Source organism: Enterobacter sp. JBIWA003 (genome assembly GCF_019968825.1).
GTDB lineage: Bacteria > Pseudomonadota > Gammaproteobacteria > Enterobacterales > Enterobacteriaceae > Enterobacter > Enterobacter quasiroggenkampii.
The window spans coordinates 3,829,622-3,852,593 of the sequence record NZ_CP074170.1 but is presented as its reverse complement, the minus strand read 5'-3'; the positions used below and the strand labels follow the sequence as shown (position 1 = coordinate 3,852,593).

General features: G+C 48.8%; 30 protein-coding genes and 1 pseudogene. 16 read left to right on the top strand and 15 right to left on the bottom strand.

Annotation, left to right across the window (positions count from 1 at the left end):
- The first annotated feature begins 208 nt into the window (after nt 1-208).
- From KGP25_RS18585 to KGP25_RS18575, 3 genes are all read left to right on the top strand, one after another.
- Nucleotides 209-1,000 carry a nucleotidyltransferase domain-containing protein gene (locus KGP25_RS18585; RefSeq protein WP_196352661.1) on the top strand — a complete coding sequence of 264 codons (792 nt, stop codon included), beginning with the start codon at nt 209-211 and terminating at the stop codon, nt 998-1,000.
- A gap of 131 nt (nt 1,001-1,131) precedes the next feature.
- Entirely contained in the window at nt 1,132-1,908 is a 777-nt protein-coding gene (locus KGP25_RS18580; RefSeq protein ID WP_223539458.1) for an isocitrate lyase/phosphoenolpyruvate mutase family protein, read from the top strand.
- Entirely contained in the window at nt 1,892-2,938 is a 1,047-nt protein-coding gene (locus tag KGP25_RS18575) for a methylated-DNA--[protein]-cysteine S-methyltransferase (RefSeq protein ID WP_223539457.1), read from the top strand. The genes KGP25_RS18580 and KGP25_RS18575 overlap by 17 nt, the downstream gene beginning before the upstream one ends.
- Before the next feature lie 187 nt (nt 2,939-3,125).
- On the opposite strand, the gene KGP25_RS18570 is transcribed toward KGP25_RS18575, so the two are convergent.
- The 3 genes from KGP25_RS18570 to KGP25_RS18560 form a co-directional block, all read right to left on the bottom strand.
- Nucleotides 3,126-3,593 (bottom strand): hypothetical protein, encoded by a 468-nt coding sequence (locus KGP25_RS18570; protein ID WP_223539456.1) that lies wholly within the window; start codon nt 3,591-3,593, stop codon nt 3,126-3,128.
- 2 nt (nt 3,594-3,595) lie between these two features.
- Entirely contained in the window at nt 3,596-4,318 is a 723-nt protein-coding gene (locus KGP25_RS18565; RefSeq protein ID WP_045336591.1) for a hypothetical protein, read from the bottom strand.
- A gap of 384 nt (nt 4,319-4,702) precedes the next feature.
- Nucleotides 4,703-5,722: an IS110 family transposase gene (locus KGP25_RS18560; RefSeq protein ID WP_223539455.1), complete on the bottom strand. Its 1,020-nt coding sequence runs from the start codon at nt 5,720-5,722 to the stop codon at nt 4,703-4,705.
- 473 nt (nt 5,723-6,195) lie between these two features.
- On the opposite strand from KGP25_RS18560, the pseudogene KGP25_RS18555 reads away from it, so the two are divergent.
- From KGP25_RS18555 to KGP25_RS18545, 3 genes and pseudogenes are all read left to right on the top strand, one after another.
- Nucleotides 6,196-6,712 (top strand): annotated as a pseudogene (locus tag KGP25_RS18555) (phage polarity suppression protein).
- Between the two features lie 422 nt (nt 6,713-7,134).
- Nucleotides 7,135-7,272, top strand: a complete 138-nt coding sequence (locus tag KGP25_RS18550) for a hypothetical protein (RefSeq protein WP_223539454.1) — start codon at nt 7,135-7,137, stop codon at nt 7,270-7,272.
- 173 nt (nt 7,273-7,445) lie between these two features.
- A complete protein-coding gene (locus KGP25_RS18545; RefSeq protein ID WP_223539453.1) occupies nt 7,446-9,011 on the top strand; it encodes an AIPR family protein in 1,566 nt (521 codons plus the stop codon).
- Nucleotides 9,012-9,080: 69 nt separating this feature from the next.
- On the opposite strand, the gene KGP25_RS18540 is transcribed toward KGP25_RS18545, so the two are convergent.
- From KGP25_RS18540 to KGP25_RS18485, 12 genes are all read right to left on the bottom strand, one after another.
- Nucleotides 9,081-10,271: an integrase domain-containing protein gene (locus KGP25_RS18540; RefSeq protein ID WP_223539452.1), complete on the bottom strand. Its 1,191-nt coding sequence runs from the start codon at nt 10,269-10,271 to the stop codon at nt 9,081-9,083.
- Nucleotides 10,272-10,614: 343 nt separating this feature from the next.
- Nucleotides 10,615-11,787 carry a DUF3596 domain-containing protein gene (locus tag KGP25_RS18535; protein ID WP_222697763.1) on the bottom strand — a complete coding sequence of 391 codons (1,173 nt, stop codon included), beginning with the start codon at nt 11,785-11,787 and terminating at the stop codon, nt 10,615-10,617.
- Nucleotides 11,742-11,951, bottom strand: coding sequence for a hypothetical protein (locus tag KGP25_RS18530; protein WP_000050710.1), 210 nt, complete (start codon nt 11,949-11,951; stop codon nt 11,742-11,744). The genes KGP25_RS18535 and KGP25_RS18530 overlap by 46 nt, the downstream gene beginning before the upstream one ends.
- Complete coding sequence (locus KGP25_RS18525) at nt 11,941-12,252, bottom strand: hypothetical protein (protein WP_223539451.1); 312 nt, start codon at nt 12,250-12,252, stop codon at nt 11,941-11,943. Before KGP25_RS18525 ends, KGP25_RS18530 begins: the two co-directional genes overlap by 11 nt.
- 100 nt (nt 12,253-12,352) lie before the next feature.
- Entirely contained in the window at nt 12,353-12,577 is a 225-nt protein-coding gene (locus tag KGP25_RS18520) for a hypothetical protein (protein WP_223539450.1), read from the bottom strand.
- Nucleotides 12,574-12,795, bottom strand: coding sequence for a hypothetical protein (locus KGP25_RS18515; RefSeq protein WP_023325729.1), 222 nt, complete (start codon nt 12,793-12,795; stop codon nt 12,574-12,576). The genes KGP25_RS18520 and KGP25_RS18515 overlap by 4 nt, the downstream gene beginning before the upstream one ends.
- Nucleotides 12,767-12,979: a hypothetical protein gene (locus KGP25_RS18510; protein WP_063417306.1), complete on the bottom strand. Its 213-nt coding sequence runs from the start codon at nt 12,977-12,979 to the stop codon at nt 12,767-12,769. The genes KGP25_RS18515 and KGP25_RS18510 overlap by 29 nt, the downstream gene beginning before the upstream one ends.
- A complete protein-coding gene (locus tag KGP25_RS18505; protein WP_223539449.1) occupies nt 12,972-13,337 on the bottom strand; it encodes a hypothetical protein in 366 nt (121 codons plus the stop codon). The genes KGP25_RS18510 and KGP25_RS18505 overlap by 8 nt, the downstream gene beginning before the upstream one ends.
- Nucleotides 13,338-13,562 (bottom strand): hypothetical protein, encoded by a 225-nt coding sequence (locus tag KGP25_RS18500; protein WP_223539448.1) that lies wholly within the window; start codon nt 13,560-13,562, stop codon nt 13,338-13,340.
- A 107-nt stretch (nt 13,563-13,669) separates the two neighbouring features.
- Nucleotides 13,670-14,056: a S24 family peptidase gene (locus KGP25_RS18495; protein ID WP_223539447.1), complete on the bottom strand. Its 387-nt coding sequence runs from the start codon at nt 14,054-14,056 to the stop codon at nt 13,670-13,672.
- Nucleotides 14,057-14,116: 60 nt separating this feature from the next.
- Nucleotides 14,117-14,422 (bottom strand): hypothetical protein, encoded by a 306-nt coding sequence (locus tag KGP25_RS18490; RefSeq protein ID WP_223539446.1) that lies wholly within the window; start codon nt 14,420-14,422, stop codon nt 14,117-14,119.
- 164 nt (nt 14,423-14,586) lie between these two features.
- The gene (locus tag KGP25_RS18485; protein WP_103142036.1) at nt 14,587-15,288 is read right to left on the bottom strand and encodes a LexA family transcriptional regulator; all 702 of its coding nucleotides are present in this window, start codon (nt 15,286-15,288) and stop codon (nt 14,587-14,589) included.
- Nucleotides 15,289-15,380: 92 nt separating this feature from the next.
- On the opposite strand from KGP25_RS18485, the gene KGP25_RS18480 reads away from it, so the two are divergent.
- From KGP25_RS18480 to KGP25_RS18435, 10 genes are all read left to right on the top strand, one after another.
- On the top strand, nt 15,381-15,587 hold the full coding sequence (locus KGP25_RS18480) for a Cro/CI family transcriptional regulator (RefSeq protein ID WP_060569205.1): 207 nt from the start codon (nt 15,381-15,383) through the stop codon (nt 15,585-15,587).
- Nucleotides 15,571-15,882, top strand: a complete 312-nt coding sequence (locus KGP25_RS18475; protein ID WP_214600527.1) for a hypothetical protein — start codon at nt 15,571-15,573, stop codon at nt 15,880-15,882. The genes KGP25_RS18480 and KGP25_RS18475 overlap by 17 nt, the downstream gene beginning before the upstream one ends.
- Before the next feature lie 413 nt (nt 15,883-16,295).
- Nucleotides 16,296-17,912: a DEAD/DEAH box helicase gene (locus tag KGP25_RS18470; RefSeq protein WP_126325624.1), complete on the top strand. Its 1,617-nt coding sequence runs from the start codon at nt 16,296-16,298 to the stop codon at nt 17,910-17,912.
- Complete coding sequence (locus KGP25_RS18465; RefSeq protein WP_223539445.1) at nt 17,909-18,883, top strand: toprim domain-containing protein; 975 nt, start codon at nt 17,909-17,911, stop codon at nt 18,881-18,883. The genes KGP25_RS18470 and KGP25_RS18465 overlap by 4 nt, the downstream gene beginning before the upstream one ends.
- Nucleotides 18,883-19,743 (top strand): helix-turn-helix domain-containing protein, encoded by an 861-nt coding sequence (locus KGP25_RS18460; protein WP_223539444.1) that lies wholly within the window; start codon nt 18,883-18,885, stop codon nt 19,741-19,743. Before KGP25_RS18465 ends, KGP25_RS18460 begins: the two co-directional genes overlap by 1 nt.
- Entirely contained in the window at nt 19,740-20,543 is an 804-nt protein-coding gene (locus KGP25_RS18455; protein ID WP_223539443.1) for an antitermination protein, read from the top strand. Before KGP25_RS18460 ends, KGP25_RS18455 begins: the two co-directional genes overlap by 4 nt.
- A gap of 131 nt (nt 20,544-20,674) precedes the next feature.
- Nucleotides 20,675-21,226: a hypothetical protein gene (locus KGP25_RS18450; protein WP_223539442.1), complete on the top strand. Its 552-nt coding sequence runs from the start codon at nt 20,675-20,677 to the stop codon at nt 21,224-21,226.
- Nucleotides 21,223-22,161, top strand: coding sequence for a hypothetical protein (locus KGP25_RS18445; RefSeq protein ID WP_223539441.1), 939 nt, complete (start codon nt 21,223-21,225; stop codon nt 22,159-22,161). Before KGP25_RS18450 ends, KGP25_RS18445 begins: the two co-directional genes overlap by 4 nt.
- A complete protein-coding gene (locus KGP25_RS18440) occupies nt 22,067-22,681 on the top strand; it encodes a methyltransferase domain-containing protein (RefSeq protein WP_223539440.1) in 615 nt (204 codons plus the stop codon). The genes KGP25_RS18445 and KGP25_RS18440 overlap by 95 nt, the downstream gene beginning before the upstream one ends.
- A 42-nt stretch (nt 22,682-22,723) precedes the next feature.
- Nucleotides 22,724-22,972 carry a class II holin family protein gene (locus tag KGP25_RS18435; RefSeq protein WP_023331998.1) on the top strand — a complete coding sequence of 83 codons (249 nt, stop codon included), beginning with the start codon at nt 22,724-22,726 and terminating at the stop codon, nt 22,970-22,972.

The following is a 22,972-nucleotide window of genomic DNA, read 5'->3' as shown; positions in this document are numbered from 1 at the left end:
CTGCTTTGTTACCTTTACTGGTACGACTATGTTAGTCAGATATCCGAGTAATCGACGATGGTAAGAAATTTCTCCGAGTTTACAGGGCAATATAACGCATCGGGAGAACCCTCTCAGGACATTATTGTTCCTGCAAAAAATATCTGGCCTGCCTATAAACAGCGCGATACTCTGTAATGCTTTGTCTTTTTTGTGAATAGGAAAAAGTATGCTTAGTACGTTACCCGATTTACACAGAAGTTTTGCAGAGCAACTCAAGCTTAAATTTCAGGCTGATTCGCGGATTCACTCCCTTCTCGCTGGCGGCTCGCTTGTTCATGGCGGGTTCGATAAATACTCCGATCTCGATTTTGTCGTTGTGGTAGACCCTCTCTATTATGACGAAATCATGGCTCAGCGTATTGTGTTCGCCGGAACATTGGGTCACCTGCTCCATGCTTTCACCGGGGAACATGTGGGAGAGCCTCGTCTGCTTATCTGCCTGTATGGCCCCGAACTTCTTCATGTCGATCTGAAATTTGTCACCCTCGAAATGCTCACTCAACGCGTTGAGGAGCCAGCGGTGTTATTTACCCGTGATAACCTGGCTCTGGAGCGCCAGCTGGCAAAATTTAGCGCTCACTGGCCCAACATGACGCCGGAGTGGTTTGAGTCCCGAGCCTGGATCTGGCTTCATTACGCGGTCGTGAAGCTGGAAAGGGGAGAACTCTTTGAAGCGATAGGCATGCTGGCATTCTTCCGGGAGCAAGTGCTGGGGCCGATGCTATACCGTCGAGCAAATCTACCGCAACGTGGGGTTCGCCGCATCGAATTCCTCAGCATTGATCCTGATGCCCTGCTGACTTCGACGCTGGCAACGCACGAACGTGATTCCGTTAGCATGGCCATCAGAAAGGCTGTTGATGCTTATATCACTCTGCGGGCTGATGCGCTGCCGGAAAATATCGCAGACGATGCGGCACGTTGGGCGGTTATTGCCATGCTCGAAGCCAGAACCTGACCTTAAAAGGTTTGGTCTGTTCCGCACCCATGTTCAGACGACGTTTGCTAAAAAATGGTCGTCTGAATTTCGGTTGTGAGGTTCTTCCTGAGTGCTTAGATTCATTTTCAATCTATCGAGAGGATATGAATATGAACTTTGCAGAACGCCACTATCAGCATGAGCCTCTTCTTATCGCCAACGTCTGGGATGCCGCCAGTGCTGTCGCAGCGCAAAAAGCAGGCTACCAGGTTCTGGGAACGTCCAGTGCAGCTATAGCGTCCACACTGGGATATGACGACGGGCAGGGAGTGCCGTTTGATGAGTTATTTTATATGGTCACCCGGATCCGGGCTGCCAGCAGTCTGCCATTGAGCGTTGACATGGAAGCAGGGTATGGTGATTCAGCCGAAGAGATAGCAGACAATCTGCGGCGCCTTGCTCAGACAGGCGTCGCAGGCGTTAACTTCGAAGACAGCCGAGTCATAAACGGGGTTCGTCAGCTTGACGATGCCTCTGATTTTTCCCGTAACCTGAGAACAGTATGCGATACGCTGAGAAGCGAAAATTACAGCCTGTTTCTGAACATCCGGACTGACACGTACCTGCTCGGACATGAAGACGCGTTGCAGGAGACGATATTACGGGGTCAACGCTATAAAGCTGCAGGTGCTGACGGCTTTTTTGTTCCCTGCCTGACGTCAGAGAAAGACATCAGCCTCATTGCAGAGGCAACGGGGTTACCTTTGAATGTCATGTGTATGCCCGATCTTCCGTCATTCGACAGGCTGAAACGGGCAGGGGTAAGCCGCATTTCAATGGGCAATTTTGTTCATTCAGCGATGCAGTCAACGCTGACTGATGTCATGCATGCGATCCGATCTCGTCAGACGTTTGAAGGACTTTTTGGCGATGAAAATAACCGATAAAAATCTGTGTGATATCTGGTATCAGGCATTACTTGAACGTGCTTCAGACTACACTGGCGTGTTTTTTGTTGGCGTCAAAACCACTGGCGTATTCTGCATTTCGGTATGCCGGGCGCGAAAGCCCAAGCGCGAAAATGTCGAATTTTATAAAGATGCCAAATCTGCCCTGGCGGACGGCTTTCGTCCCTGTAAGGTCTGCAGACCTGCGGAAAATGCGCACAGCGCGCCATTATTCGTTGAGCAGGCGCTTGCGCTTGTCAGGCGCGATATCAAATCCCGTGTAGCAGACGCGGAGCTTCGTCAGCATGGCATCAGCCCGGAGCGGGTAAGGCGCTGGTTCCTGCAACATCACGGCATCACTTTTCAGGCTTTCCAGCGAATGCAGCGGGTGAACGTTGCCTTGCAGGAGCTGAAAAGCGGACGAGCGGCGACTGACGTTGCGCTGGACAATGGCTATGAATCGCTTAGCGGCTTTGGTTATACCTACAAGCGGCTTACTGGCGCAGCGCCGACTCAGGCAACCCAGATGATAGTCATTCACCGGTTTACCACGACGCTTGGACCGATGTTTGTCTGCGCGACAGAGCGGGGAGTCTGTCTGCTGGAGTTTACCGATCGCCGGATGTTGGAAACAGAATTCCGCGATATCCAGCGTTTATTTAACGCCAGAATCGTCACCGGCGAAAACAGCCATACCCGGCAGACAGTAAAAGAGATCGGCGAGTATTTTGCCGGAACGCGCCGACAGTTTGATCTGGCTTTAGATGCTCCGGGCAGTGATTTTCAACAATCCGTCTGGCATGCTTTGCGTGCTGTTCCCTATGGACAGACCTCACACTATCAGGCCATTTCACTACGGCTTAATAAGCCCAATGCAGTGCGCGCCGTCGCTGCCGCTAACGGTGCCAACCGGATTGCGATTGTGATCCCCTGTCACAGGATAATTGGAAAAGATGGGACGATGACAGGTTATGGAGGGGGGATTTCACGCAAAGAATGGCTTATTGAGCATGAGAAAAACAATGTTTAATGGCGTGAAGTTGCTGTGTCGCCGGGAAAATTTACGGACTTCGCGGGACATGTTGAGGGTACAAAAAAGCCCGCAGGGCTTGCGCCGTGCGGGCTTTCAGGACTTCATCAGACGCAGAGCCTGCATACTTTTCAGGAGCATTTATCCAGCTCAGCAGAAAGCCTTTTCATTCTGTTAAATAATGACTTCAGCTTACGTTTTCCGACGCCGGTGCGGCAGATATCGTTATGTACTTTTTCAGACCAGACTCCCGTTTAACCCCTTTGGGATCGGAAACAAAAGGAAGCCGCAAGCGAGGTGAATCGGACACTGTCAGTGTCCAGATATAATCCCCAATAAACTTGAAGTCCACGCTATCGTCAGTGACCTGGAGATCCGCAAAAGTTCCTGTCGAGTACTCATTGCCCAAACGAACAATTTCTTTAAGCCCGTCATGAACGTCAATAAGGGCAATCGTCAGGGATTCTTCAAAAATAATGTCATCCGTTAGAAACAGGATGTAACGTTGCTCATTAACCTGGACCGCTGCTTCAAGCACTTGCCCCGGCACAATAATGCCGGTGCTTTTACCATTGAGCACAACGTCAGATTGAGCCTGGGATACATCGGTAGTGTCACTAACCTTAACCAATGTTATTGAATTAACCTGTTGCATAATCAATTCCACAAACGTCCCATTTCCCATGCAGCAAGCGCGCCGCCGACGAAGCCACCGATGAGCACGCAAACAGGTGCGCCTGGCCCACACATTAATCCCGCCATTGCACCACCTGCGGCAGCACCGGCAATACCTGCACCATTAATCGCTATCTGTCTGCCTGATTCAGAAACCTTATCATCAGCGGCATAAATTTCGTAAACAGAAATCGCAATCGAAAGAACAATTAACCCCCTTCCAACGCGCGAGAGCTGCATCATTTTCATGTTTACTTGTGGGTTAGACTTGCCTGCGGATTCAACGATACCTGCATATATCTGATTTTTTTGTACTTCCGAAAGGTTGTTAAAATTTGCCTGTGGGCCGAATAAAGCTTTCGCTTTTTTTGCTACCAACTCATTAAGCGTCTTACCCTCGCTTTTTATTCGTTCGGCCATTGCCCGTCCGAGTGGAGTGCTGCGAGAGCGCACCATCTCCATGATCAAATTTCTCGTTTCCTGAGCCTCTCGTGCCGCTTTGTCCCAGGAGATCACACCAGCATTGGCCTTTGCGCGTAAGTCTACGGACATTTCTTTGATTCTTTTTGAGTACTCAAGGCGTAAGCGGGGATCAACTGACAACCTCGCGGCCGCAGCGGAAACATCGCCTTGCAAGGCATTCATCGCGCTTTCAAATTTATCGCGTCCATCAGTATCTAATGCGCTCAGCAACGTCGTATCCATATTCTCATTGTTCCTGCTATTGGCTCTGAGATACGTTGAACAAATTTCTAGCACATTATCGGCAAAAGGTCTTTTTAATATTTATTAGGCACGCTTTAAGCTTTATATTTTTTATATGAACGCATCCCGTTTGCAAGGCATCCATTGTTCTGACTCTGACGGGTAGGTTACAGTTTTATATCCGGCTTTTTTGCAGCCATAAAGCTGCGAGCCCCTATGTAATCCGCTGACTCACGCCTTATTTCCTTAGCGAGCTTTAAGCTCAGAAAAATATTCAGGTTTAGCGAGTCCCGGTCTTACCTGTCTTTGTCATCACTCTGTCCACCATAGCAACCTTTCAGCATTCACCCTTTTTTAAGAGTTAATGTTTGTCGGTATCAGCGATTAATACGGCCTGACACTGACATGATTTTTATCGTATTGACGATCATGGGCTGCTATCGCCCATACCGTCCGCGCCAGTTTGTTTGCCATCGCTACGATAGCCACACTGGTCGGACGCCGTTTTTTCAGTTCTGTTATCCATGGGCCGGGCTCTTTCGCTACTAATGAAGCAGCCCTTGCTCCGTGGATAAACAGAGTTCGCAAATAAGTGTCACCGCGTTTGCTTATCCCCAACAGGCGAACTTTCCCTCCTGAACCCGTTTGTTTCGGTACAAGGCCGACATAAGCGGCGAACTCTCGCCCTGATTTAAACGCGGATGCTTCTCCCATGGTGGCAACCGCCGCTGTAGCGATTAACGGTCCCACACCGGGAATTTCCATCAGTCGCTTACAGGTTTCATTCTGTCGCGCCACACTGTTAAGCTGTTTTTCAAGGCCATCTATCAGCGTATCCAGCTCATTCAGCCTGTGGTACTGGTCTTCCAGTACGGTGATAAGATACGGTGGCAGTTTCTCCTTCAGGCGCTCCAGGGCTGCCGGTAATTCCCTGTCCATCGCTGCCCGGCCTTTGTGGATGGTTTCGCCAAACTCCAGCAATGTCCCGTGCAGCGCGTTAATCTGTGCAGTTCTGAACTTCACCAGTTGTCTGCGTGAACGGTGTATAACCAGTACCGATTGCTGTTCTTCCGTTTTTACGGCTATCGCCTTCCCTGGCTGCTGTACCGCCATCCAGATAGCGCGGGCATCCATGACATCGTTCTTGTTGCCCATGACGAACGCCTTGACGAACCTTCCCTGCATCAGCCGGACTTTATGCCCCAGCTTTTCCAGTTCCCGCGCCCAATGCTGAGAACCTCCACAGGCCTCCATACCAATCAGGCAGGGTTCCCGGTTACTGAAGAAAGCCAGAAAGTCTTTACTGCGTACCTGTTTATCCACCACTTCACCTGTGTGCTCATTGATGAAGTGAACCTGAATCAGATGTTTTGCGATATCAACGCCAACCGGTGTATATTTCATGCTGTGGAGTCTCCAGTCTGAGGGAGCTTTATGCATCCCGTATTGGGCACTATGATGCCGAAAATCTGCGAGACTCCACACCTGCCGACTTCACGCTTTCAACCATCATGTTGCTCCGAACTTAATGAGTAGGATGCGTTCATTACATTTCCTTTTTCTTTCAATGTCATATGAGGTGCGTTAGGGGGCTTCGTTATGAACGATTTGTCTTATAAAAAGAATAGAGATTGTTGTTAATGGGGATTACTTTGATGGTTCAACGCTCTTTGGTAGTGGGCCGATTTTATGTTCTTCTCGAAAAGCAGGCTAAAGATGGCTTAATGAAGTGTGGCAAAAGCATGTTTTACTGCACGTTCCGCGCACTTTAATCCACTTAAGGGATTACCCGTTCACCGGCTATTGAGCCGGTTATCCACATGCCTGCACCGGGAGCCACCGCTACCGCGCAGATGCGTTAACACGATCAGGCATAACTGGAAACTTACGGGACCACACTGAGACTACGGAAATCCTTTGAGGCCTGTCAGGCAAACAAATCTGCCTGGCTGCAACGCAGGGAAGAACTGACGCAGGCCGAAAAGGCATACCGCGAATAGCTTGCCGGCAGCGGCCACAGCGGCCGGAGCCTGCAAACGCTGCGCGAGATTATCGACGTGAAAAAGTGGGAAATTAATCAGGCTGCCGGTCGCTATATCCGTTCGCATGAGGAGGTGCAGCGCATCAGCATCCGCGACCGATTAAATGATTTTATGCAGGCGCACGGCGCGGAGTTGGCCGCCGCCCAAGTCCCTGAGCTGATGAATTATTCTGGGTAACATTCCGCCGTTCAGCGCGCCGCCATGCAGCACTCACGCGACTGTCTGCGTAAGGCGCTACAGGTCTGGCTGGCCGCCGGTGAAAAAATTAATTATTCGGCGCAGGATAATGACATTTTGAACGGCCATTGGATTCAGGCCTGACGCGGCTTCGCGCGATGATGGTCGTGAATAATTTACGCCTGCACAGAACCTGAATTACACCCGCCGCCGTGCAGAACTGGCCGTGCAGTAGTCCTTTCAAAATTCCCGCAAATCCCGATGTTTTCCCGTAAAAAGCCATGCATAAGGTGCATGGTTTTGCATGCGTTTTACCGATACTGGAACCCCCGCCAGCGCCAGTACTGGCGCGCCCTGAGGCCGGTCATGCACCTGCATTAAAAGCGCCCCCTTAAGCGGGCAGGCGTGGCGGGGAGAGCATTGCGCGCTATGATTGCAGATGTGGTAATTTATTTTCTTGTCTATTATAAGTATGTGGACTGAATTGAAAAAGATCCAAAGTTTCAACAATCATGTGATAGATTCATGAGCTGCTGTTGTTATATATGGTAGAGTTATTGCGCTACTTAATAAATTTATGAAAGGACTGTAATAAAAATGAAGAATAGCGTTTTTTATGATTATATAGATAATGAACTTCAGGCTATAATTAATAGTGAGGTTTATTCTGGCTTTTTTGATAATTTAAAGCAAGAACAGCAAAAAAATCATTCTCCTTTCTTATATGGTTCTTAAATAGTTATGCGAGCATATCGAATGTTGAACAATATATAACTGATGGTCATGATGATTCTTCGTGTGACATTATATTAGATAAAGTTGATTCGCAAGGTGAAAAGTCATTTTATATAGTTCAGTCAAAATGGAATGCAGTTTCTAACTGTGATTCTGATTTTGATAGTAAAGAATTGAAATCATTCCTTAGCGACATACATGCTATTCTAAAAGGAGAAAAACAAAAGGGCACTAACGAAAGATTTAATGCTCAATATGATGCGTTGAGAGAGCATATTAGGAAAAATGGTCGAGTTAAAATAATTTATTTATGTTTAAAAAATAATTGTAAGGATGCAGATGATAACATCAAGGCCCTGAAGAATTCCATAGGTGGGAATATTGAGGTTGAAGGCTTTGATATTCATCGCTTGAAAATTGATTATATTAGTCGTGAATATAAAAAGAGCTTCCCTCCCAACCCTTTGGAAAATGTATATAACCCAGAGCTAGATAATATATCTGTGTCTATACTGAGAAGTGAAGGGAGTAATAGCATTGAGGTTCATTCGCCGTTTAACGCTTATGTGTTTCTTGTTCGCCCTAGACTGATTTACGATCTAGTAAATAAATATGGCGTGTCATTATTTGAGAGGAACGTCAGAAATCCATTAATGTCCTCAACGATTAACGAAGAAATAAAGAATACTTTATTAAAAAACCCATCTTACTTTTGGTATTATAATAACGGTGTGACAGGCATTACAAGGAGAATGCCGAAGATAAATAGTCAAGCCGAAGAATTTGATATCCTTGGGTTACAGATAATTAACGGTGCTCAAACTGCATACTCGATATATCGTGCTTATAAAGAATGCAGTCAGGAAGAGCGCATGATTCTTGATGAAGAGGCTAAAATTACATTTAGACTTTTAAAGTCAGGTGGCAGTGATTTCGACTTAAAAGTGACAAAGTATACAAACTCTCAAAATCCGGTGTCAGAGAGAGATTTTTGGTCAAATGACCCTATACAGAAAAAATTACAGGATTATTTCTTTAATACCCAGGTGTGGTATGAAAAGCGCGACGGTGAATTTAGAGAAGAGCCTGATGATGTATATGTCATTCCCAACAGGATTTTTGCAAGTGCTTATATGGGCTTTTGGTTGCTCAAACCTGTTGATGTTGTAAAATCGGCTCTCGCATATAGTGATAATGAAAGTGATAGAATTTTCTCGTCGAGAACTGAAAGTGCAGAGGGATTGTATGAAACTATCTTTAACTCTCAAACAGATCCTAAAATCGTTCATGCTTCCTTTATTCTTTTTGACATATTAACGGATGTTAGACCGTTTGCTAAAAGAAGGGATAGCCTTATTTTTACGAATATATTTCATGTGCTAAGTATTATCAGAATAGTAAGTGAAAAATATGTGCGTGAGAAGTATGATTCTAAGGCTAATTTAATATCCTTCATTCTTAAACATAGTGATGACGATAAAAATGAAATATTGAAACGCCTGGTAGCATATTCACTGGATTTACTACTTGAAGCAGTGGAGTCCAAACCTGAAAAGGAAAGAGGCGACTATATCTTCTCAATGATGTCTAAACAGGCTTATATAGATATGTTCCTTGAGGATGTAAGGTCAAAAGATATCACTGTTGAAATGATTGAAAATCAAGATCTCGAGATTTTTCTTAAAGAAGATGAAGATGAAGATGAAGATGAAGATGAAGATGAAGAGGTCAAGGATTAGTTTTATTGTTTGCTAATGTTTGAAATGACTTTGATTAATTTGCAAGGCCTTTTAATAAAGGCCTTTTATTCAAATTTGATGAATTTTATCCCCCCACCATTTCATTAGTTCTCTTCTTTTTTCTAAATAATTAGAACGGTTATAAGCTCTTCTAATCTCATTCTTATGTATATGGGATAAAGCAGCCTCTATTACATCTGCATTAAAAAAAGCCTCATTCATTGCAGTACTTGCGATAGAGCGCAGGCCATGAGCAACAAGTTTCCCACCATAACCTATGCGTTTAAGTGCAGCATTTGCAGTTTGGCTATTCATTGGTTGCTTGGGATCATTTCTGCTTGGGAATACATGTTCTCGATGTGCACTGATTGGTTTCATCACTTCCAGAATCTCTAATGCCTGTGGTGATAGGGGCACGATATGCTCACGCTTAGCCTTCATCCGCTCGGCAGGAATAGTCCAGAGCTTTGCATCAAGATCGATCTCTGCCCACCGAGCCCCGGATGCCTCAGAAGGGCGCACAAGGGTCAGGAGCTGCCACTCAATCAGACAGCGAGTCGAAACAGATAGATTTGACATGACTAGAGAACGCATCAGTTTTGGCAATTCCTCTGGCCGCAGCGTCGGCATGTTTTGCTTTTTGGGCTTCTCAAATGCCATTCCAACACCTGATGCTGGATTGGGATCAATCAGACCAGTGTTAACAGCATAAATCATTATCTCGTTAATGCGTTGCACCAGTCGACGTACAGTTTCAAGCGCCCCACGAGCTTTGATTGGCTCAAGTGCTTCAACCAATGTACGGGCTTTGATTTGCTGTACGGGGGTTTCACCGATGGCAGGGAATACATCTTTTTCCAGTGAGCGCCAAATGTCTTTTGCGTAATCAGGCGTAACACTTTTGCTTTTGAGCTGGAACCAGTTAGCGGCGACTGTCGAAAAAATACTGTCCAGAGCGATTTGCTGCTGTTCCTCTGCAACTTCAGCTTGAATCTGCGGGTCGATTCCGTTGGCTAATAAGGCAAGGTAATCCGCTCTCAACCCTCGGGCATCAGCAAGCGAAAGGGCGGGGAAGGCACCGAGCCCCATCATTGTTCGCTGCTTTGTTGCCGGACGTTGATAACGGAAACGCCAGAGCTTTTTCCCACTGGTTTTCACTATCAGGAACAGCCCATCGCCATCATGCAGCGTTAGATCCTTCTCTAACGCTTTAGCGCGCAGAACTTCAGTGTTGGTCAGGGGGCGTGTTGTCCGTGCCACTATGACCACTCCTTCATGAATTGGTATACGCTTTTAGGTATACATCCTACCGTATACCTAAACGTATACCAATAATCACCGGATTTAGCCGAATGTTCTCGGACAATGACGGACACAAAAAAGCCCGCAGGGCTTGTGCCATGCGGGCTTTCTGTACTTCGCCGGACGTATCCGGATCATTATTTGGTGGAGCTGGCGGGAGTTGAACTCGCGTCTGAAATATATTTAACTCATTGAAAATAAACAATTCTTTCACTGTGATATACCTCAGGTGCATTTTACGTGCATATTGAGGTCTGTCTAACGTCCTGATTCTGTCCAACATTTTGAAATATTTACCCCGCTACAGCGCGGCTGAAATCGCGGTTTTACCGTCATATTCAGCCAGGTATTTACCGTAGTTGCGGAATATCATTTCCGGCCCTTTGTGGCCCATCTGTCCGGCAAGCCAGAAGAGGTTAACGCCCTGGCTAATATGCTTGGTGGCGAATGTGTGCCGCGTCTGGTACGGGTTACGGTAGCGCACGCCAGCTTTTTTCAGGGTCGGCACCCATGCTTTTTTACGGATAGCGTCGGCGTTCGCCCAGGGTTCTCCCGTTTTCGGATCGCTGAATATGAACTCACTTTTCATAAAGGTGTATTGCTTCTGCGCCTGCAGGGCCGCCAGCGCCTCACTGTTCAGCTCCACCTTGCGGGTACCGGCTTTTGTCTTGGTGCCTTTAAGTACCCCTACGACACTGGCCGCCTGAACGTGGGCTGTGTTCGCGATGGTGTCGAGATCAGGCCAGCGCAGCGCGCACAGTTCGGAGCTCCGCAGACCGGTATTGAAAGCAAAGCGGAACAGGTTTTCCCATTCCGGGTACCTGCAGTTCTGGTAAATGGCGAGGGTCTCCGCTGGCGTGAACGGGTCAACCTCGTAATCGTCGGCGCTCGGGCTGCTGTCGATCACGTGGTACCGGCTGGCGCTGACGAGGGTTACCGGGTTAATGGTCAGCAGGCCATCCGTAACAGCTTCATCGATGGCGCTGCGCAGAAACGAAAGGTTATTCCTGGTCGTTTTCAGCTTTGTTTTCCGGCTGGCTATCCAGTTTTTAAGGACCGCTGGCGTCAGTTCTGACACGTGGAGTTTATGCAGAGCTGACAGCGCCGACAGGCATTTTTCATAACCATTTATAGTCGACGGGGACAGGTTGCGGTTCTGGCAGATTTTCAGGTACTCGTCCAGGTAGGACTTTATGTTTTTGGTTTTCTTCACCACCCCGAACAGCTCCAGCTTTTTGGAGTTGGGGAAATATTTCGCATATTCAAAGGTGCCACTGACGATCTGGTTTTGTATCTCCCCGAGCAGCCGCTCGGCGTACTTCACACCGCGCGCGTTTGCTTCCATTTTGGAGAGGGGCTCCCGGCACAGAACCCCTTTGTATGTGAACGTGATAACCAGAGTGTCGCCAGTTTTATGCTGGCGGATGGTTACTCCTCTTGGGAGAGATAATGATCCTTGTTCTTTCTTGCCCACTTTGAAACCTCCGTTAAGTCAATCCAGCGTTCTTTAACGCCATCGACTTTTAATACATGTACTCCCTCCTTCCATAACCCCCTTTGTATCCGTTTGTTAACGGCTTCTACCGTTTCCCCCGCGTCCCTGCAGTACGTAGAAAGGGGTACACAGTCAAGACTCATGGATGACCTCCTGCCCGAAAGCCTGGGCATTTTCCAGTTCATTAGCGGCATAAATCAGGGCGTTGTGATGCGCGCGAAAACCACCATCTAGTTCGCGAGCAGCTCTGTCGCGCAAGATGTCGATCGCAGCCTGATAGTCATTCTGGCAATCGGCCGACTTTTCGGCCGAACTGGCCGGCAGCTCCCCCAGCACCATCAACATGTTTTCAGGGTCGATGGGAATGGTGGTGAGCCCCAGCTCTTTGGCCTTCGCTGCTAAACGGGTCCAGCGTTCAATAATTTCAGTGGTACCTTTTTTCATGGCATACCTCAGAAACCTATCAAAAATTTATACTCAATCAGCGCGCCGAAAACGACGGCCACCAGCAACAGGCCAAACAGCATAGAGAGGAGGAAATACTTCATCGTGATGCCTCCCGAAAAACAGCTCTGTACGCACGGAGCATGTCCCGAGACTTGCCGGATAAAACCGTTTTCATGAAGAACATCCCGCTACGGGTTGCTACGATTCCGGGTGTGTGTAGCAGCGTGACATCTACCACTCTGTTATGTTTACGGAACTCAAACAGAGTGCTTGTGATAACGATGTTCGCCACGGCGCCATAGTCCTGATGTTGAATTTTCATTTTCTGTCCTTCAGTTTGCTGTATCGTTCATGGCTCATTACTTCCCAGTTCTGGCCGCCGTCTCGGGACAGCAGCCGCCAGCGGCGATTAACCCTCAGGCTCAGGTTTCCGGAGCCGTGCATTCGGCAGGGATGAATCCGCCTGGCCCTGAACTGGCGGAGTACATGGACCGCCTGCAGGTGTACCCACTCAGGAATTCGTATCGCTGTCAGGGCCATTGTCCTTCTCTCCTGCTGGTGGGGTGACCGTGTAACCGGCTTGCTCAGCCATCCACAAAAACGTCTCCAGCGATGCTGTAACCTCGCCGTTATGGACCGGCCGCGCGTGGATAACCTTCCCGTTCTCGATTGTCAGCACGATATTTACTGGTTCGTGCGTGATAATTGGTGTCTGATCACTCATGGCTTGTCTCCGCAGTGACTGATTTTTGTTTCTTGGCAAACTCGACCAGCTCAGCAATGAGATCGTCGATTAATGCCTTTCCGCTTTCTGTCAGGAACTCACCGCTGCCATTCACATCCACGGCGTTGCTGTAAATTCCTCTGATGGCTTTTACGCCGTCGACATTCCCGTATTCACTGAGAGCCAGCTTTTCGAATCGTCTCAACAAACCATCAAGCAGTATTTCTGTTAATTCGACTGTGTTTATTCCACCCTTAGGCATATTAATAATGATGCAGGTGCTTCCGGTTTTTCGCTGGTGGCGTAATAACGCAGCCTTTAAAATTCTTCGGCGATACGTAGTGATTAAGTTATCCATTTAATTAATCTCCCTTTGCGCATCTTCATTCGCTAAAACGATAGTTTCTTCCTTCTCTGTCCAGTTATAAATCAAACTGGCTAGGTCATAATCCAGACCTAAAAGGCCATCCAGTTGGTGACGGTCAAATTGTTCATGATGAGCGTGAATTGTTTGCATCAAGGCATTTAACTGCTCAGCTTTAACATTCACGCCTTGTATATCCTGGCGTTCTTGAATTGGCATTGTTTACCTCCCATATGCTTTTTTAAGATAAAGCCTGGCGATTACTTCGTAACCACACGCCGCATAAAGGCACGCTGTTCTATATGCCGTTTTGTCTTTGATGAAAGTCATATGAAGTGCCTCACAGCCAAAGAAGCGACAACTCTTCCGTGAATACGTATGTCTTTTTGCTCACCCGAGTTAAGCGTGAAAGTTGGGTAATGGTGATTGTCAGAAATAATCTTTAGTGACCCGTCCAGCAACGGTTCTATTCGCTTGATAAAGAGGCAGTTACGGCCAAAAACATCGCCAGTAAAAACATAAATGCCGGGTGTAAGAACGCGGCCTCCACAATCAACAAAAGCTACAACCTCACAGGGTTCGATAGTCGGCTGCATTGAATCACCTTCCATCCTGCAGCTCTTAACTCTGTTTCCAAAATCATTAATATTGTCAGAGCCGAACAGCATTTGTGGTGTTTTAATTGTCTCGTTAAAAGAAAGTGAATTTTGCATTTTCATTTCCTCGGGGTGAGTTCGGTCACGCCATTTAAGGCGTTATATTTATTTCTATATTTATTTAATTAATGATCTAGCAGAAAACATATTTTTAATATCAGGATGCTCATCAATGATTTTTTTAGCTTCATCACAGGCATCATCATAGCTTTTGAAAAAATCAACTAATACGAAATAGTTTTTGTATCTTTGGTAAATCGCAAATTCTATCCCATCGATAAGATTGGTGATAAATTCGTAATTAGCATCGCCATGATAGGGTTGCGCCGTTTTTAAATATACCCAATGGCTTCTGCTTTCTTTGATTTTTTTATGAATATCAAAGTGCCTATTACCCGTTACCGCTTGTGGATCTCTTTTCATTTCTCTGGCTCCGTCACTTGCCGATGAAATGAATAATACTAGATGTTTTAGTATCTGCAATACTAAAAGTATAGTTTTGTGGTGGAGATGGGCTTACTTATTGAAATGTAAAGAAATAAAAAAAACCTGTCAGGAGGACAGGTTTTGTACTGTTAGTAGCTTAATCAGAGCCACATCATAGCTTGAACAACGACACCTATGATCCTGCAATTGCCGTTGATTGGAATGAGAGGATATTGAGGATTCAATGGCTTGAGATAGGTTTTCCCGGCGTCAATTACCAGTTTTTTAAAGGTCGCTTCGTTTGCGTCGGTAAGCTTGGCAACTACTAAACTCCCATTGATTGGTTCTTTACCTGTGTCGACTAAAACGTACATACCTTCAGGAATGCTCATACCGACAGGAGAAGTCATTGAGTCACCCTGGACTTTCAACCAGAATCCTTGACCTTCAATGTGTGCATCCGAATCGTACCATTCATCAATGTCTTTTAGTGTGTACGGTTCTATAGCCTCACACCATGCCCCTGCACTTACCCAGCTAATGAGTGGGTATGTCCCACGTGGTTTGGCCGGGCCATGATAAGTAACGTTTGATACCTGGGATAACAGCTCAGCTTCTTTAGCAAGAGCTGGGCTGAAACTCGAAATCGGCTCATGAAGCAGTTTCGCAAACTTAGCTGCAACTGGAAGATTCAGTGGGTTTCTACCGTTCAGGTAATGACCGACAGCTCCCTGAGAAATGTCCAGTTCGTCGGCCATATCAGCTTGGGTGATGCCCAATTCTTTTTTCTTCGAGTCATACAAGGCCTTAAGGCGCGCTGCGTCTTGAAGCTGTTCTGTCGTCAATCTGCTTTTCTTTTCCATAGCCTGATTTAATACCAAAAGTTTGATTATGTCTCCTACCTATAGTACCCTTCATTTTAATACTTTTAGTAGTATTTAATCGTAGAGGACGTATGAACCAGATTACTCTTAAGGAATACGTGAAAGAGCACGGCCAGGTAAGAGCTGGCGCAGCGCTCGGAGTAACGCAAATTGCCATAAGCAAAGCATTAAGAGCCGGTCGGGAAATCTTTGTTGTGATTTCTGAGGAAGGGACTGTTTCAGCTTTTGAAAACAAAGCATTCCCATCTAAGCGGCGAAGCGATGAAACCAGAGCCTGAGTTACTCAGCATCTTACCTTCCGATTTTAGCCAAGCGGATGCCGAGTGGATTAAGCAGCAGTTACTTAGCCTGACACCAACTGCACGACAAAAAGCTATCCAGCGTTATGCAGCTGTGTATCAGGAGACGTTCGAAGCTGAACCCGTTTCCTACCGCAAGGAGAACCGGGCAAGGCATGAAGCAAACACAAGGCTTCGCCTGTTTGTGAGAAATCAGGGCAGAGCTTTACAGGGGTATACCGCCGAACCTCCCCTGGCTGGAACGCAATCGCGCTCCTCATTGTTTCGGGTTTAAAGGTACCCGAACAGAAACAGGCTTAAAGGTGCCTGTTCAGGATGGCAACCAACTGACCCAACTCCTCATATGTACTAGGGAAGTAGTACGTTTTTATGGGGAAGAGGGAAAGGGGGGTAAGGGGGGATTGGGTGTAGGGGCAGGAATAGGGTCTTTTCCAACAGGAGAGATCCATTGGTTAGGTAGATCACTGTCTTAAGGGCGCAATTTAAAAAAACGCCTGTATCAGCAAGGTAGTACAAAGCGCTCAGGCGCTGAGAAACGAAAAGGGTTCTTCCTGGAAGAGTGATTTTTCAGAGGAGCTGAATCAGAAGGGAGGCTGGCAGCCTTTGGGGAGGCCACCAGCCATGTGAGGGGGAATCCATGAAAACCACATCACAAAATTATTATCTCATCAGCACGGGAGCAGCACAATGGAGCTGACGATCACGCCGAATTTTGCACAGGAACGAGCGCTAAACATGTTGCGCCGTGACTGGAAGGCAAACGACACCTTCATGGTGTATTCGCCAACCGGTAGCGGTAAAACGGGTTTGGCCGCCTTCATCGTTGCCGGGTTTGTCAGCCGTGGTATGCGCGTCCTGTTCTGTGCACCGTACACCATCCTGATCGGTCAGACGGCTAATCGGTTTGTGGAGTATGGATTACCGGGGGATGAAATCGGTTATATCTGGGCGGATCACCCGAACTACGATCCGGACCGGAAAATTCAGATTGCCAGCGCCGACACGCTTATTCGTCGTGTTTTTCCTGAAAATATCGATCTGCTGATTATCGACGAAGCACACCTGCGTAAAAAACGCATCCTGAAGGATATCGAACGTCTGCGCGGCAAAGGCGTAAAGGTGATTGGCCTGTCGGGTACTCCGTTTTCCCCGTTCCTGGGCAAATACTATGACCGACTGATTAAGCCGACCACCATCGGCGAGTTAATCCAGCGTGGCGATCTGAGTAAATACGAATTTTACGCGCCAACTAAGCCGGATCTGAAAGGTGTTAAAACCAAAGCATCGCTTGAGTACGGCAGCGATTACAACGAAACGCAGCTGGCAGAAATCATGTGCGGCTCTACGCTGGTGGGCGACATCGTACAGAACTGGCTGGAGAATGGCCGGGATCTGCCTACCATCGCTTTCTGCGTCAACGTTGCCCACGCCAATTACCTGACAATCCAGTTTAACCTGGCGGGTGTTAACGCTGAGGTAATGACCGCCGACACTCCAGTCGATGAGCGCCAGACCATCATTCACCGCTTTGAAACCGGTGCAACGAAAATCATCGTTAGTGTGGGCGTTCTGGTGGCCGGCTTCGATAGTGACGTTCGTTGCATCATCTACGCCAGGCCAACAAAAAGCGAAATTCGCTGGCTGCAGGCGCTCGGGCGTGGCCTGCGCACCGCACCTGGTAAAGAGTCCTGCCTCATCTTCGATCACAGCGGAACCGTGCACCGTTTGGGTTATCCGGATTCAATCGAGTACGACGATCTTCCCGGTAAGTCTGACGGGATGGAGGAAAGCGCGCGCCGCGCAGCTGAGGAACGGGCCGAAAAGCTGCCACACGAATGCTCTCAATGCCATTACATGAAGCCAGCTGGCGTCTATGTATGTCCGAAATGTGGGCATAAGCCGCTGGGCGGTGAGGACGTCGATACCGACACCGGCCGCAAACTCAAAAAGCTGGGTAAAAACCAGCATCAGCCCACTAAGGCAGAGAAACAGGCCTGGTGGAGTCAGATCAAATTCTATCAGCGCCAGCGCGTATCGCAGGGGAAAAAGCCCGTCAGCGATGGCTGGTGTGCAAATACCTTTCGCGAACGGTTTGACGAGTGGCCTAACGGGTTGAGCGATTTCCCGATGGAGATCACGCCGACCGTCTCTAATTTCATCCGGCACAAATTGATTGCGTATGCGAAAGGGCAGGAGAAGGCCAAGCGCCTGCAGGAGGCATCAGGCACGGTTGCCCCATCCTCAGTACAACAAGCACAGAAAGCGATTAGCGATATCAAACAGCAGTTAGGAAAACGAGCATGAAGACGGCAGAAGCGGCAAAAGGTCAATGGGCAATGATTTTTGAGCACTTCGGGTTACCCCCTATTAATGCCAGAAATCATTTTAAAGGCGAATGTCCGGTATGTGGTGCGCGGGGAAAGCTGCGTATTGATGATCGGGATGGCCGGGGAACATGGATCTGTACCTGCGGCAGCGGTGACGGAATGAAGCTTGTCACTCTGACACAAGGGAAGCCATTCAATGAAATTTGCAGGGAAATAGACCAGCTGATTGGTAATAACTTTACCCGCGAAGCGTTCCCGCGCACTTCAGATGCAGTAAGCGCCCGTGATCGGGTTCTGTCCAAATTTTCGAAACTGGTCAACCTGAAAGGAACTACCGGGGCGGATTATCTGCAGGCCAGGGGAATTTATCAGCTCCCACAAGAGGCGGTGAAGTTCAATGATAAACAACGCTACGGCGGTAAGGTTTACCAGTGTCTGTATTCACTCGCAACTGACGACAAAGGCGAGCTTTGCTATCTGCACAGAACCTTACTGGACGGCAATCAGAAAGCCCAACTAAGGGATTCTGCCGGAGCTAAGCGCCAGAAATCTCTTCAGGACGAAAGCTATCTGGATCATGCCCGTTCCGTCGCTATTCGCATGTTCCCGGTAGCGACGACCCTCGGAATTGCAGAGGGTATCGAAACGGCTCTTTCCTGCAAGCAGCTGTACAACGTTAACACCTGGGCCACCATGACCAGCGGATTCATGAAGAAATTCCGTGTTCCTGCAGGTGTGAAAAATTTGATTATTTTCGCAGATCGAGACGTAAACAGCGCCACTGGATTGGCTGCGGCCACGGAATGCGCCCATGCCAACTTACTGGCAAAAAATGACCTGGAAAAAATCAGCATCTACTACCCGGATCACGGGGATTTTAACGACATGCTCATGAACGGCGATCAGGTTCGTGAGGTGGTTTTCTTCAAGAAAAAGGCGGCTGCGTAATGCGTATTGATAACAACGAACATAAAGCACTATTCACCATCCCGACGGCAGCGCATAGCTCCGCCCTCGCAAACATTAAGCCTCTGCCCGAGCAACGGAGAATCACCGGGCATAAGCAGACTGACGCTTATCTTTGGGTGCTGGAGGTAATCCGCCTGAACGAACCCGCACATTTGGACGCAGCCGAAGCCGCGCTGGACAAAATTAAAATCTCCCCAAAAGAGGCTGAGGAACGCTATTCGCGTTATCTGCTGGAGAATGGTGGCGATCCTTTCCAGGTTGCTTTCGGTACCATCGGCATGGATAACCCGGCCCGGGCAATCAAGAACGCACGGGATAGCATCAAAAAAGCAGCATCAGTCAGGGCTACTTTCGGCAGCTATGAGGCAGCGCTCGAAGATGTTGAAGCTGAGAAAGTAATCAAGTCTTCCCCGAAATTTATCGCCGATCACCGTTGGGGATGGACTCCGGCTGAGAAGAAAGCAGGCAGCATTAACGGCAGCCGTATGTATGAAATTGATGATCTGCGTCGGGCATTTGTTGATGGATATCGCGATGTGTTGCCTGAGCCACACACGCTTTCGGATGTAGTCCGTGAGCTGATTTATTGGGACTGGCTTTACTGGGCGCGCAACACTGCCGGGAACGAGCTCGAACACGAATACGGCTATTCCGAACATCATGAATCCGTACATGACCGTGAGCGTTACCTTGAAAAATTGCTGGCAACCATCAAACCCGTGACGCGAGCTGAAGCTATCGAGGTATGTCGTTGGTTCCTTGAAAGTGAAAAGACCCAGTACATGGAAAACCACGGCGCGGCGGTGATTCTTAACCTGGTAGGGGAGTGTGAAGAATGAAACTGGAGGCATCACTCAAACATTTTAGCCCTCAGGGAATGCACATCAGCGACGACGTGAAAGGAACCTCTCCAGATCGTATCACCGGCACCGATGTTATGGCGGCCATTGGTACCACCAGCAGCCGAGCGCGGTTTGGTCTGGCTGCATTCTTTGGTAAGACCGGGATCAGCAAAAGCGATGAGCAGTTGGCTGTACAGGCTCTGGCGCGTCATGCAATGGAATCAGCGCCCAGGAATGTGCGTAAAGCAGCTGCAGGAGAGTTTGGCTGGTGCATGCTGGTGCTCGCACAATTCGCCTTTGCAGAATACTCCCGTTCAGCGGAAACCAGCGTGACGTGTCACAGCTGCAGCGGCAGCGGATTAACCTCTCAGTATGAGGATGTGATCAAATATCCTGGAGTATTCAACTCTGACGGAATGGAAATCGTGCCGCCGAAAATCAAGCACGAACTGGTCAAGCGTAAATGCGCGGCATGTAACGGTAAAGGTGAGCTGCTGGCCCGATGCCGTTGCGGCGGCAAAGGTGAGGTGCTCGACCGCAAAGCCACAAGCGAGCGCGGCGCGCCGGTGTTCAAAACCTGCGAGCGCTGCAGCGGAAATGGATTTTCTGGGGTGCCGTCTACTGCAGCTTATAAAGCGATACTGAAGCGAGTCCCGGATCTGCACGTCAGAACATGGACCCGTAACTGGAAACCGTTTCTGGAGGGGCTTGTCGACGTCTGCTACAGAGAAGAACAAAAAGCAGACTCGGCGTTTCAGGACGCAACGAGCTTTCGTGATGATGTGAACAAAATTTAGCATATTAGCCACATTAAGCTTGATTTTGTCCGAACTTGTCGTGTATGCTTCAAATCGTAGGTTATTGCGCCTGCACGAAATCAAACCCGCCTCCGAGCGGGTTTTTTTATGCCTAAATTTGGTCGCCGCGAATGAATACATTCATCATTTGTGCATCCGGCCCGTCTCTCAATAAATCAGATTGCGAACTGATATCCGGATCGGGGCTGCCGGTTATTGCTGTTAACTCCACCTGGCAAGCCGTGCCTGATTGTGAATACATTTACGCGGGTGATCTGCGCTGGTGGGATGCAAACATCGATGTTCTGCCGTCCTCCGCCTCTCGCTGGACCTGTAATTACCGGGCTCATAAACGCTATGGGCTAAATCTGTTTGATACAGATACACGGTGGGCCTTCAACTCCGGGCAGCGCTCGATTCTGTTTGCTGCCAGCCTGGGGGCGAAAAACATCATCCTGTTAGGGTTTGACTGCTCCATTAATGACGGCAGTCACTGGCATGGTGATCACGTCGGGCTTGATAACCCAACAGCAGAGAGTGTTACGAGATGGCGCGGGGAGTTTGCCACTACCGCCAGAGCGCTGGCCGGTAAGGTGAATATCATCAACAGTAGCCGCCAGACAGCGCTTAAGTGCTTCCGGCGTCTCGGCCTCAATGAGGCTTTACGCGAGGTTGCACTTTGAACGTTCCTCTTTTTATCGATGGCATGCTGGGCATGGGTGACAACATCTACCAGCGCGCTTTCGTTAAGCAGTTGCCCGCCGGTACTTATATCCGGACCGCCTGGCCCGAACTGTATGAAGATTTGCCCGTTCTGCCCGTTCGCAGTTTTACAACGCTCCGCACGCAGCGCAAAAACGAGTACCGGACGCAGGCTGCTTTTCACCTGCCGCCAGATATGCGCCAGACAAAACGGATTTTCTACGGTCCGGATCATCTACGGCGCGGTTCAATATTTGACGCGATGCGCCAGCAGTTTGGCACCGAGCCGTCAGAACTCGACTTGCCCTCTTACGGACCCGCTGAATTTACGTCTGAAAAGCCGATCGCGGTAATTCGTCCGGCAACTGTTCGCAGCGAATGGCGCAGCGACTCCCGTAATCCTGATCCGGATTACCTGCTGCAGGCATCCCGGCTACTGAGAAAGCATTTCTGCGTAATCAGCGTGGCTGACCTGCAGGAGGGGGAGGAGTGGGCCGTCGGTGAACTTCCCGAAGCAGATCTGCGCATGCACTCCGGCCAGCTCAACTTCAAATCGCTGATGCGCCTGATTGAGCATGCCGCCGTGGTGGTTACGCCGGTGGGCTGGGCGCTTCCTGCTGCTATTGCCTATAAAACGCCGGTGTACGTTGTCGCTGGTGGGCGAGGTGGTCACAACGCCCCGGAAATCGTAACCGATCTGGCGATGGACCTCTCCCGGGTTGGCTGGGCAATTCCCGACAATTACTGCCGCTGTGAAGCATGGGATCACCACTGCGACAAGCGGATTTCAAATTTCTCCGATAAATTCGAGGCCTGGCTCCATGAAGTCGTTTTATCAGGAACTGGAAAGCGGGCTGGTATTTTTACCGGAGCTGGGGATCGGACGTTATCCCGTTCCGGCATCACGCCCGTATGACGAGCAGTATTTCGCAAAGTATCAGCAGCTGGCCGACACCGAAACGGGCAGAGCTTTAACGCAATCCCGTATTGAGCTGGTGGAGCGCCATTTTCACGGCCCTGTTCTCGACGTTGGTATCGGTGCCGGTCAGTTCGTCTCTACCCGACCGGGAACGCTTGGGTATGACGTTAATCCGGCTGGTATTGCCTGGCTGAACGAGCGGGGCGCATTCGCAGATCTCTACGCCAATAAGTGGCGAGCACTGACGATGTGGGATGTACTTGAACACATCGACGAGCCGGAGCTGGCGGTACAGCAGGCCAGTGAATACGTGTTCGTGTCGATCCCGATTTTCACTGATGCCGGAGACATTCTCCGCTCCCATCATTTCAGAAAGAACGAGCACATCTGGTATTTCACTGATGAAGGTATCAGGCGCTGGTTTGCAGAGCAGGGCTTCGAATGCGCAGAGCAAAACACAATCGAATGCCAGTTAGGGCGTAAAGGCGTCGCGTCGTACGCTTTCCGCAGAATTTAACTTCCTTTCACACACACAGCACCCCGAACCCGGAGGTGTGGAATGCACAGAACTATGCCTGACAAAATCGCATCGATAGCGGGGTACTGTACATCCGGCGGCCTCATTTGCTGGGGTGGCATAGCTAAATGGATACATGACCTTGACTGGAACCTTGTCGCAGTCGTCGGCGGCTTCGTTATTGGCTTGCTGACTTTCTTCGTTAACTTTTACTTCAAACGCCGCCAGACAAAAGCCTATGAGGCAGCGCTGGCGCGTGGCTATGTTACCCCTCCACCGCAGGACAACTAA

Excerpts from the sequence above, each read along its gene's own strand:
- KGP25_RS18465 (WP_223539445.1), top strand. The coding sequence starts at position 17,909 with ATGAAGACGGCAGAAGCGGCAAAAGGTCAATGGGCAATGATTTTTGAG.
- KGP25_RS18440 (WP_223539440.1), top strand. The coding sequence starts at position 22,067 with ATGAAGTCGTTTTATCAGGAACTGGAAAGCGGGCTGGTATTTTTACCG.
- KGP25_RS18490 (WP_223539446.1), bottom strand. The coding sequence starts at position 14,422 with ATGAAAAGAGATCCACAAGCGGTAACGGGTAATAGGCACTTTGATATT.
- KGP25_RS18460 (WP_223539444.1), top strand. The coding sequence starts at position 18,883 with ATGCGTATTGATAACAACGAACATAAAGCACTATTCACCATCCCGACG.
- KGP25_RS18500 (WP_223539448.1), bottom strand. The coding sequence starts at position 13,562 with ATGCCAATTCAAGAACGCCAGGATATACAAGGCGTGAATGTTAAAGCT.
- KGP25_RS18585 (WP_196352661.1), top strand. The coding sequence starts at position 209 with ATGCTTAGTACGTTACCCGATTTACACAGAAGTTTTGCAGAGCAACTC.
- KGP25_RS18485 (WP_103142036.1), bottom strand. The coding sequence starts at position 15,288 with ATGGAAAAGAAAAGCAGATTGACGACAGAACAGCTTCAAGACGCAGCG.
- KGP25_RS18495 (WP_223539447.1), bottom strand. The coding sequence starts at position 14,056 with ATGCAAAATTCACTTTCTTTTAACGAGACAATTAAAACACCACAAATG.
- KGP25_RS18570 (WP_223539456.1), bottom strand. The coding sequence starts at position 3,593 with ATGCAACAGGTTAATTCAATAACATTGGTTAAGGTTAGTGACACTACC.
- KGP25_RS18475 (WP_214600527.1), top strand. The coding sequence starts at position 15,571 with ATGAAACCAGAGCCTGAGTTACTCAGCATCTTACCTTCCGATTTTAGC.
- KGP25_RS18580 (WP_223539458.1), top strand. The coding sequence starts at position 1,132 with ATGAACTTTGCAGAACGCCACTATCAGCATGAGCCTCTTCTTATCGCC.
- KGP25_RS18550 (WP_223539454.1), top strand. The coding sequence starts at position 7,135 with ATGAAGAATAGCGTTTTTTATGATTATATAGATAATGAACTTCAGGCT.
- KGP25_RS18450 (WP_223539442.1), top strand. The coding sequence starts at position 20,675 with ATGAATACATTCATCATTTGTGCATCCGGCCCGTCTCTCAATAAATCA.
- KGP25_RS18505 (WP_223539449.1), bottom strand. The coding sequence starts at position 13,337 with ATGGATAACTTAATCACTACGTATCGCCGAAGAATTTTAAAGGCTGCG.
- KGP25_RS18480 (WP_060569205.1), top strand. The coding sequence starts at position 15,381 with ATGAACCAGATTACTCTTAAGGAATACGTGAAAGAGCACGGCCAGGTA.
- KGP25_RS18470 (WP_126325624.1), top strand. The coding sequence starts at position 16,296 with ATGGAGCTGACGATCACGCCGAATTTTGCACAGGAACGAGCGCTAAAC.
- KGP25_RS18520 (WP_223539450.1), bottom strand. The coding sequence starts at position 12,577 with ATGAAAATTCAACATCAGGACTATGGCGCCGTGGCGAACATCGTTATC.
- KGP25_RS18510 (WP_063417306.1), bottom strand. The coding sequence starts at position 12,979 with ATGAGTGATCAGACACCAATTATCACGCACGAACCAGTAAATATCGTG.
- KGP25_RS18565 (WP_045336591.1), bottom strand. The coding sequence starts at position 4,318 with ATGGATACGACGTTGCTGAGCGCATTAGATACTGATGGACGCGATAAA.
- KGP25_RS18435 (WP_023331998.1), top strand. The coding sequence starts at position 22,724 with ATGCACAGAACTATGCCTGACAAAATCGCATCGATAGCGGGGTACTGT.
- KGP25_RS18525 (WP_223539451.1), bottom strand. The coding sequence starts at position 12,252 with ATGAAAAAAGGTACCACTGAAATTATTGAACGCTGGACCCGTTTAGCA.
- KGP25_RS18515 (WP_023325729.1), bottom strand. The coding sequence starts at position 12,795 with ATGGCCCTGACAGCGATACGAATTCCTGAGTGGGTACACCTGCAGGCG.
- KGP25_RS18455 (WP_223539443.1), top strand. The coding sequence starts at position 19,740 with ATGAAACTGGAGGCATCACTCAAACATTTTAGCCCTCAGGGAATGCAC.
- KGP25_RS18530 (WP_000050710.1), bottom strand. The coding sequence starts at position 11,951 with ATGAGTCTTGACTGTGTACCCCTTTCTACGTACTGCAGGGACGCGGGG.
- KGP25_RS18575 (WP_223539457.1), top strand. The coding sequence starts at position 1,892 with ATGAAAATAACCGATAAAAATCTGTGTGATATCTGGTATCAGGCATTA.
- KGP25_RS18560 (WP_223539455.1), bottom strand. The coding sequence starts at position 5,722 with ATGAAATATACACCGGTTGGCGTTGATATCGCAAAACATCTGATTCAG.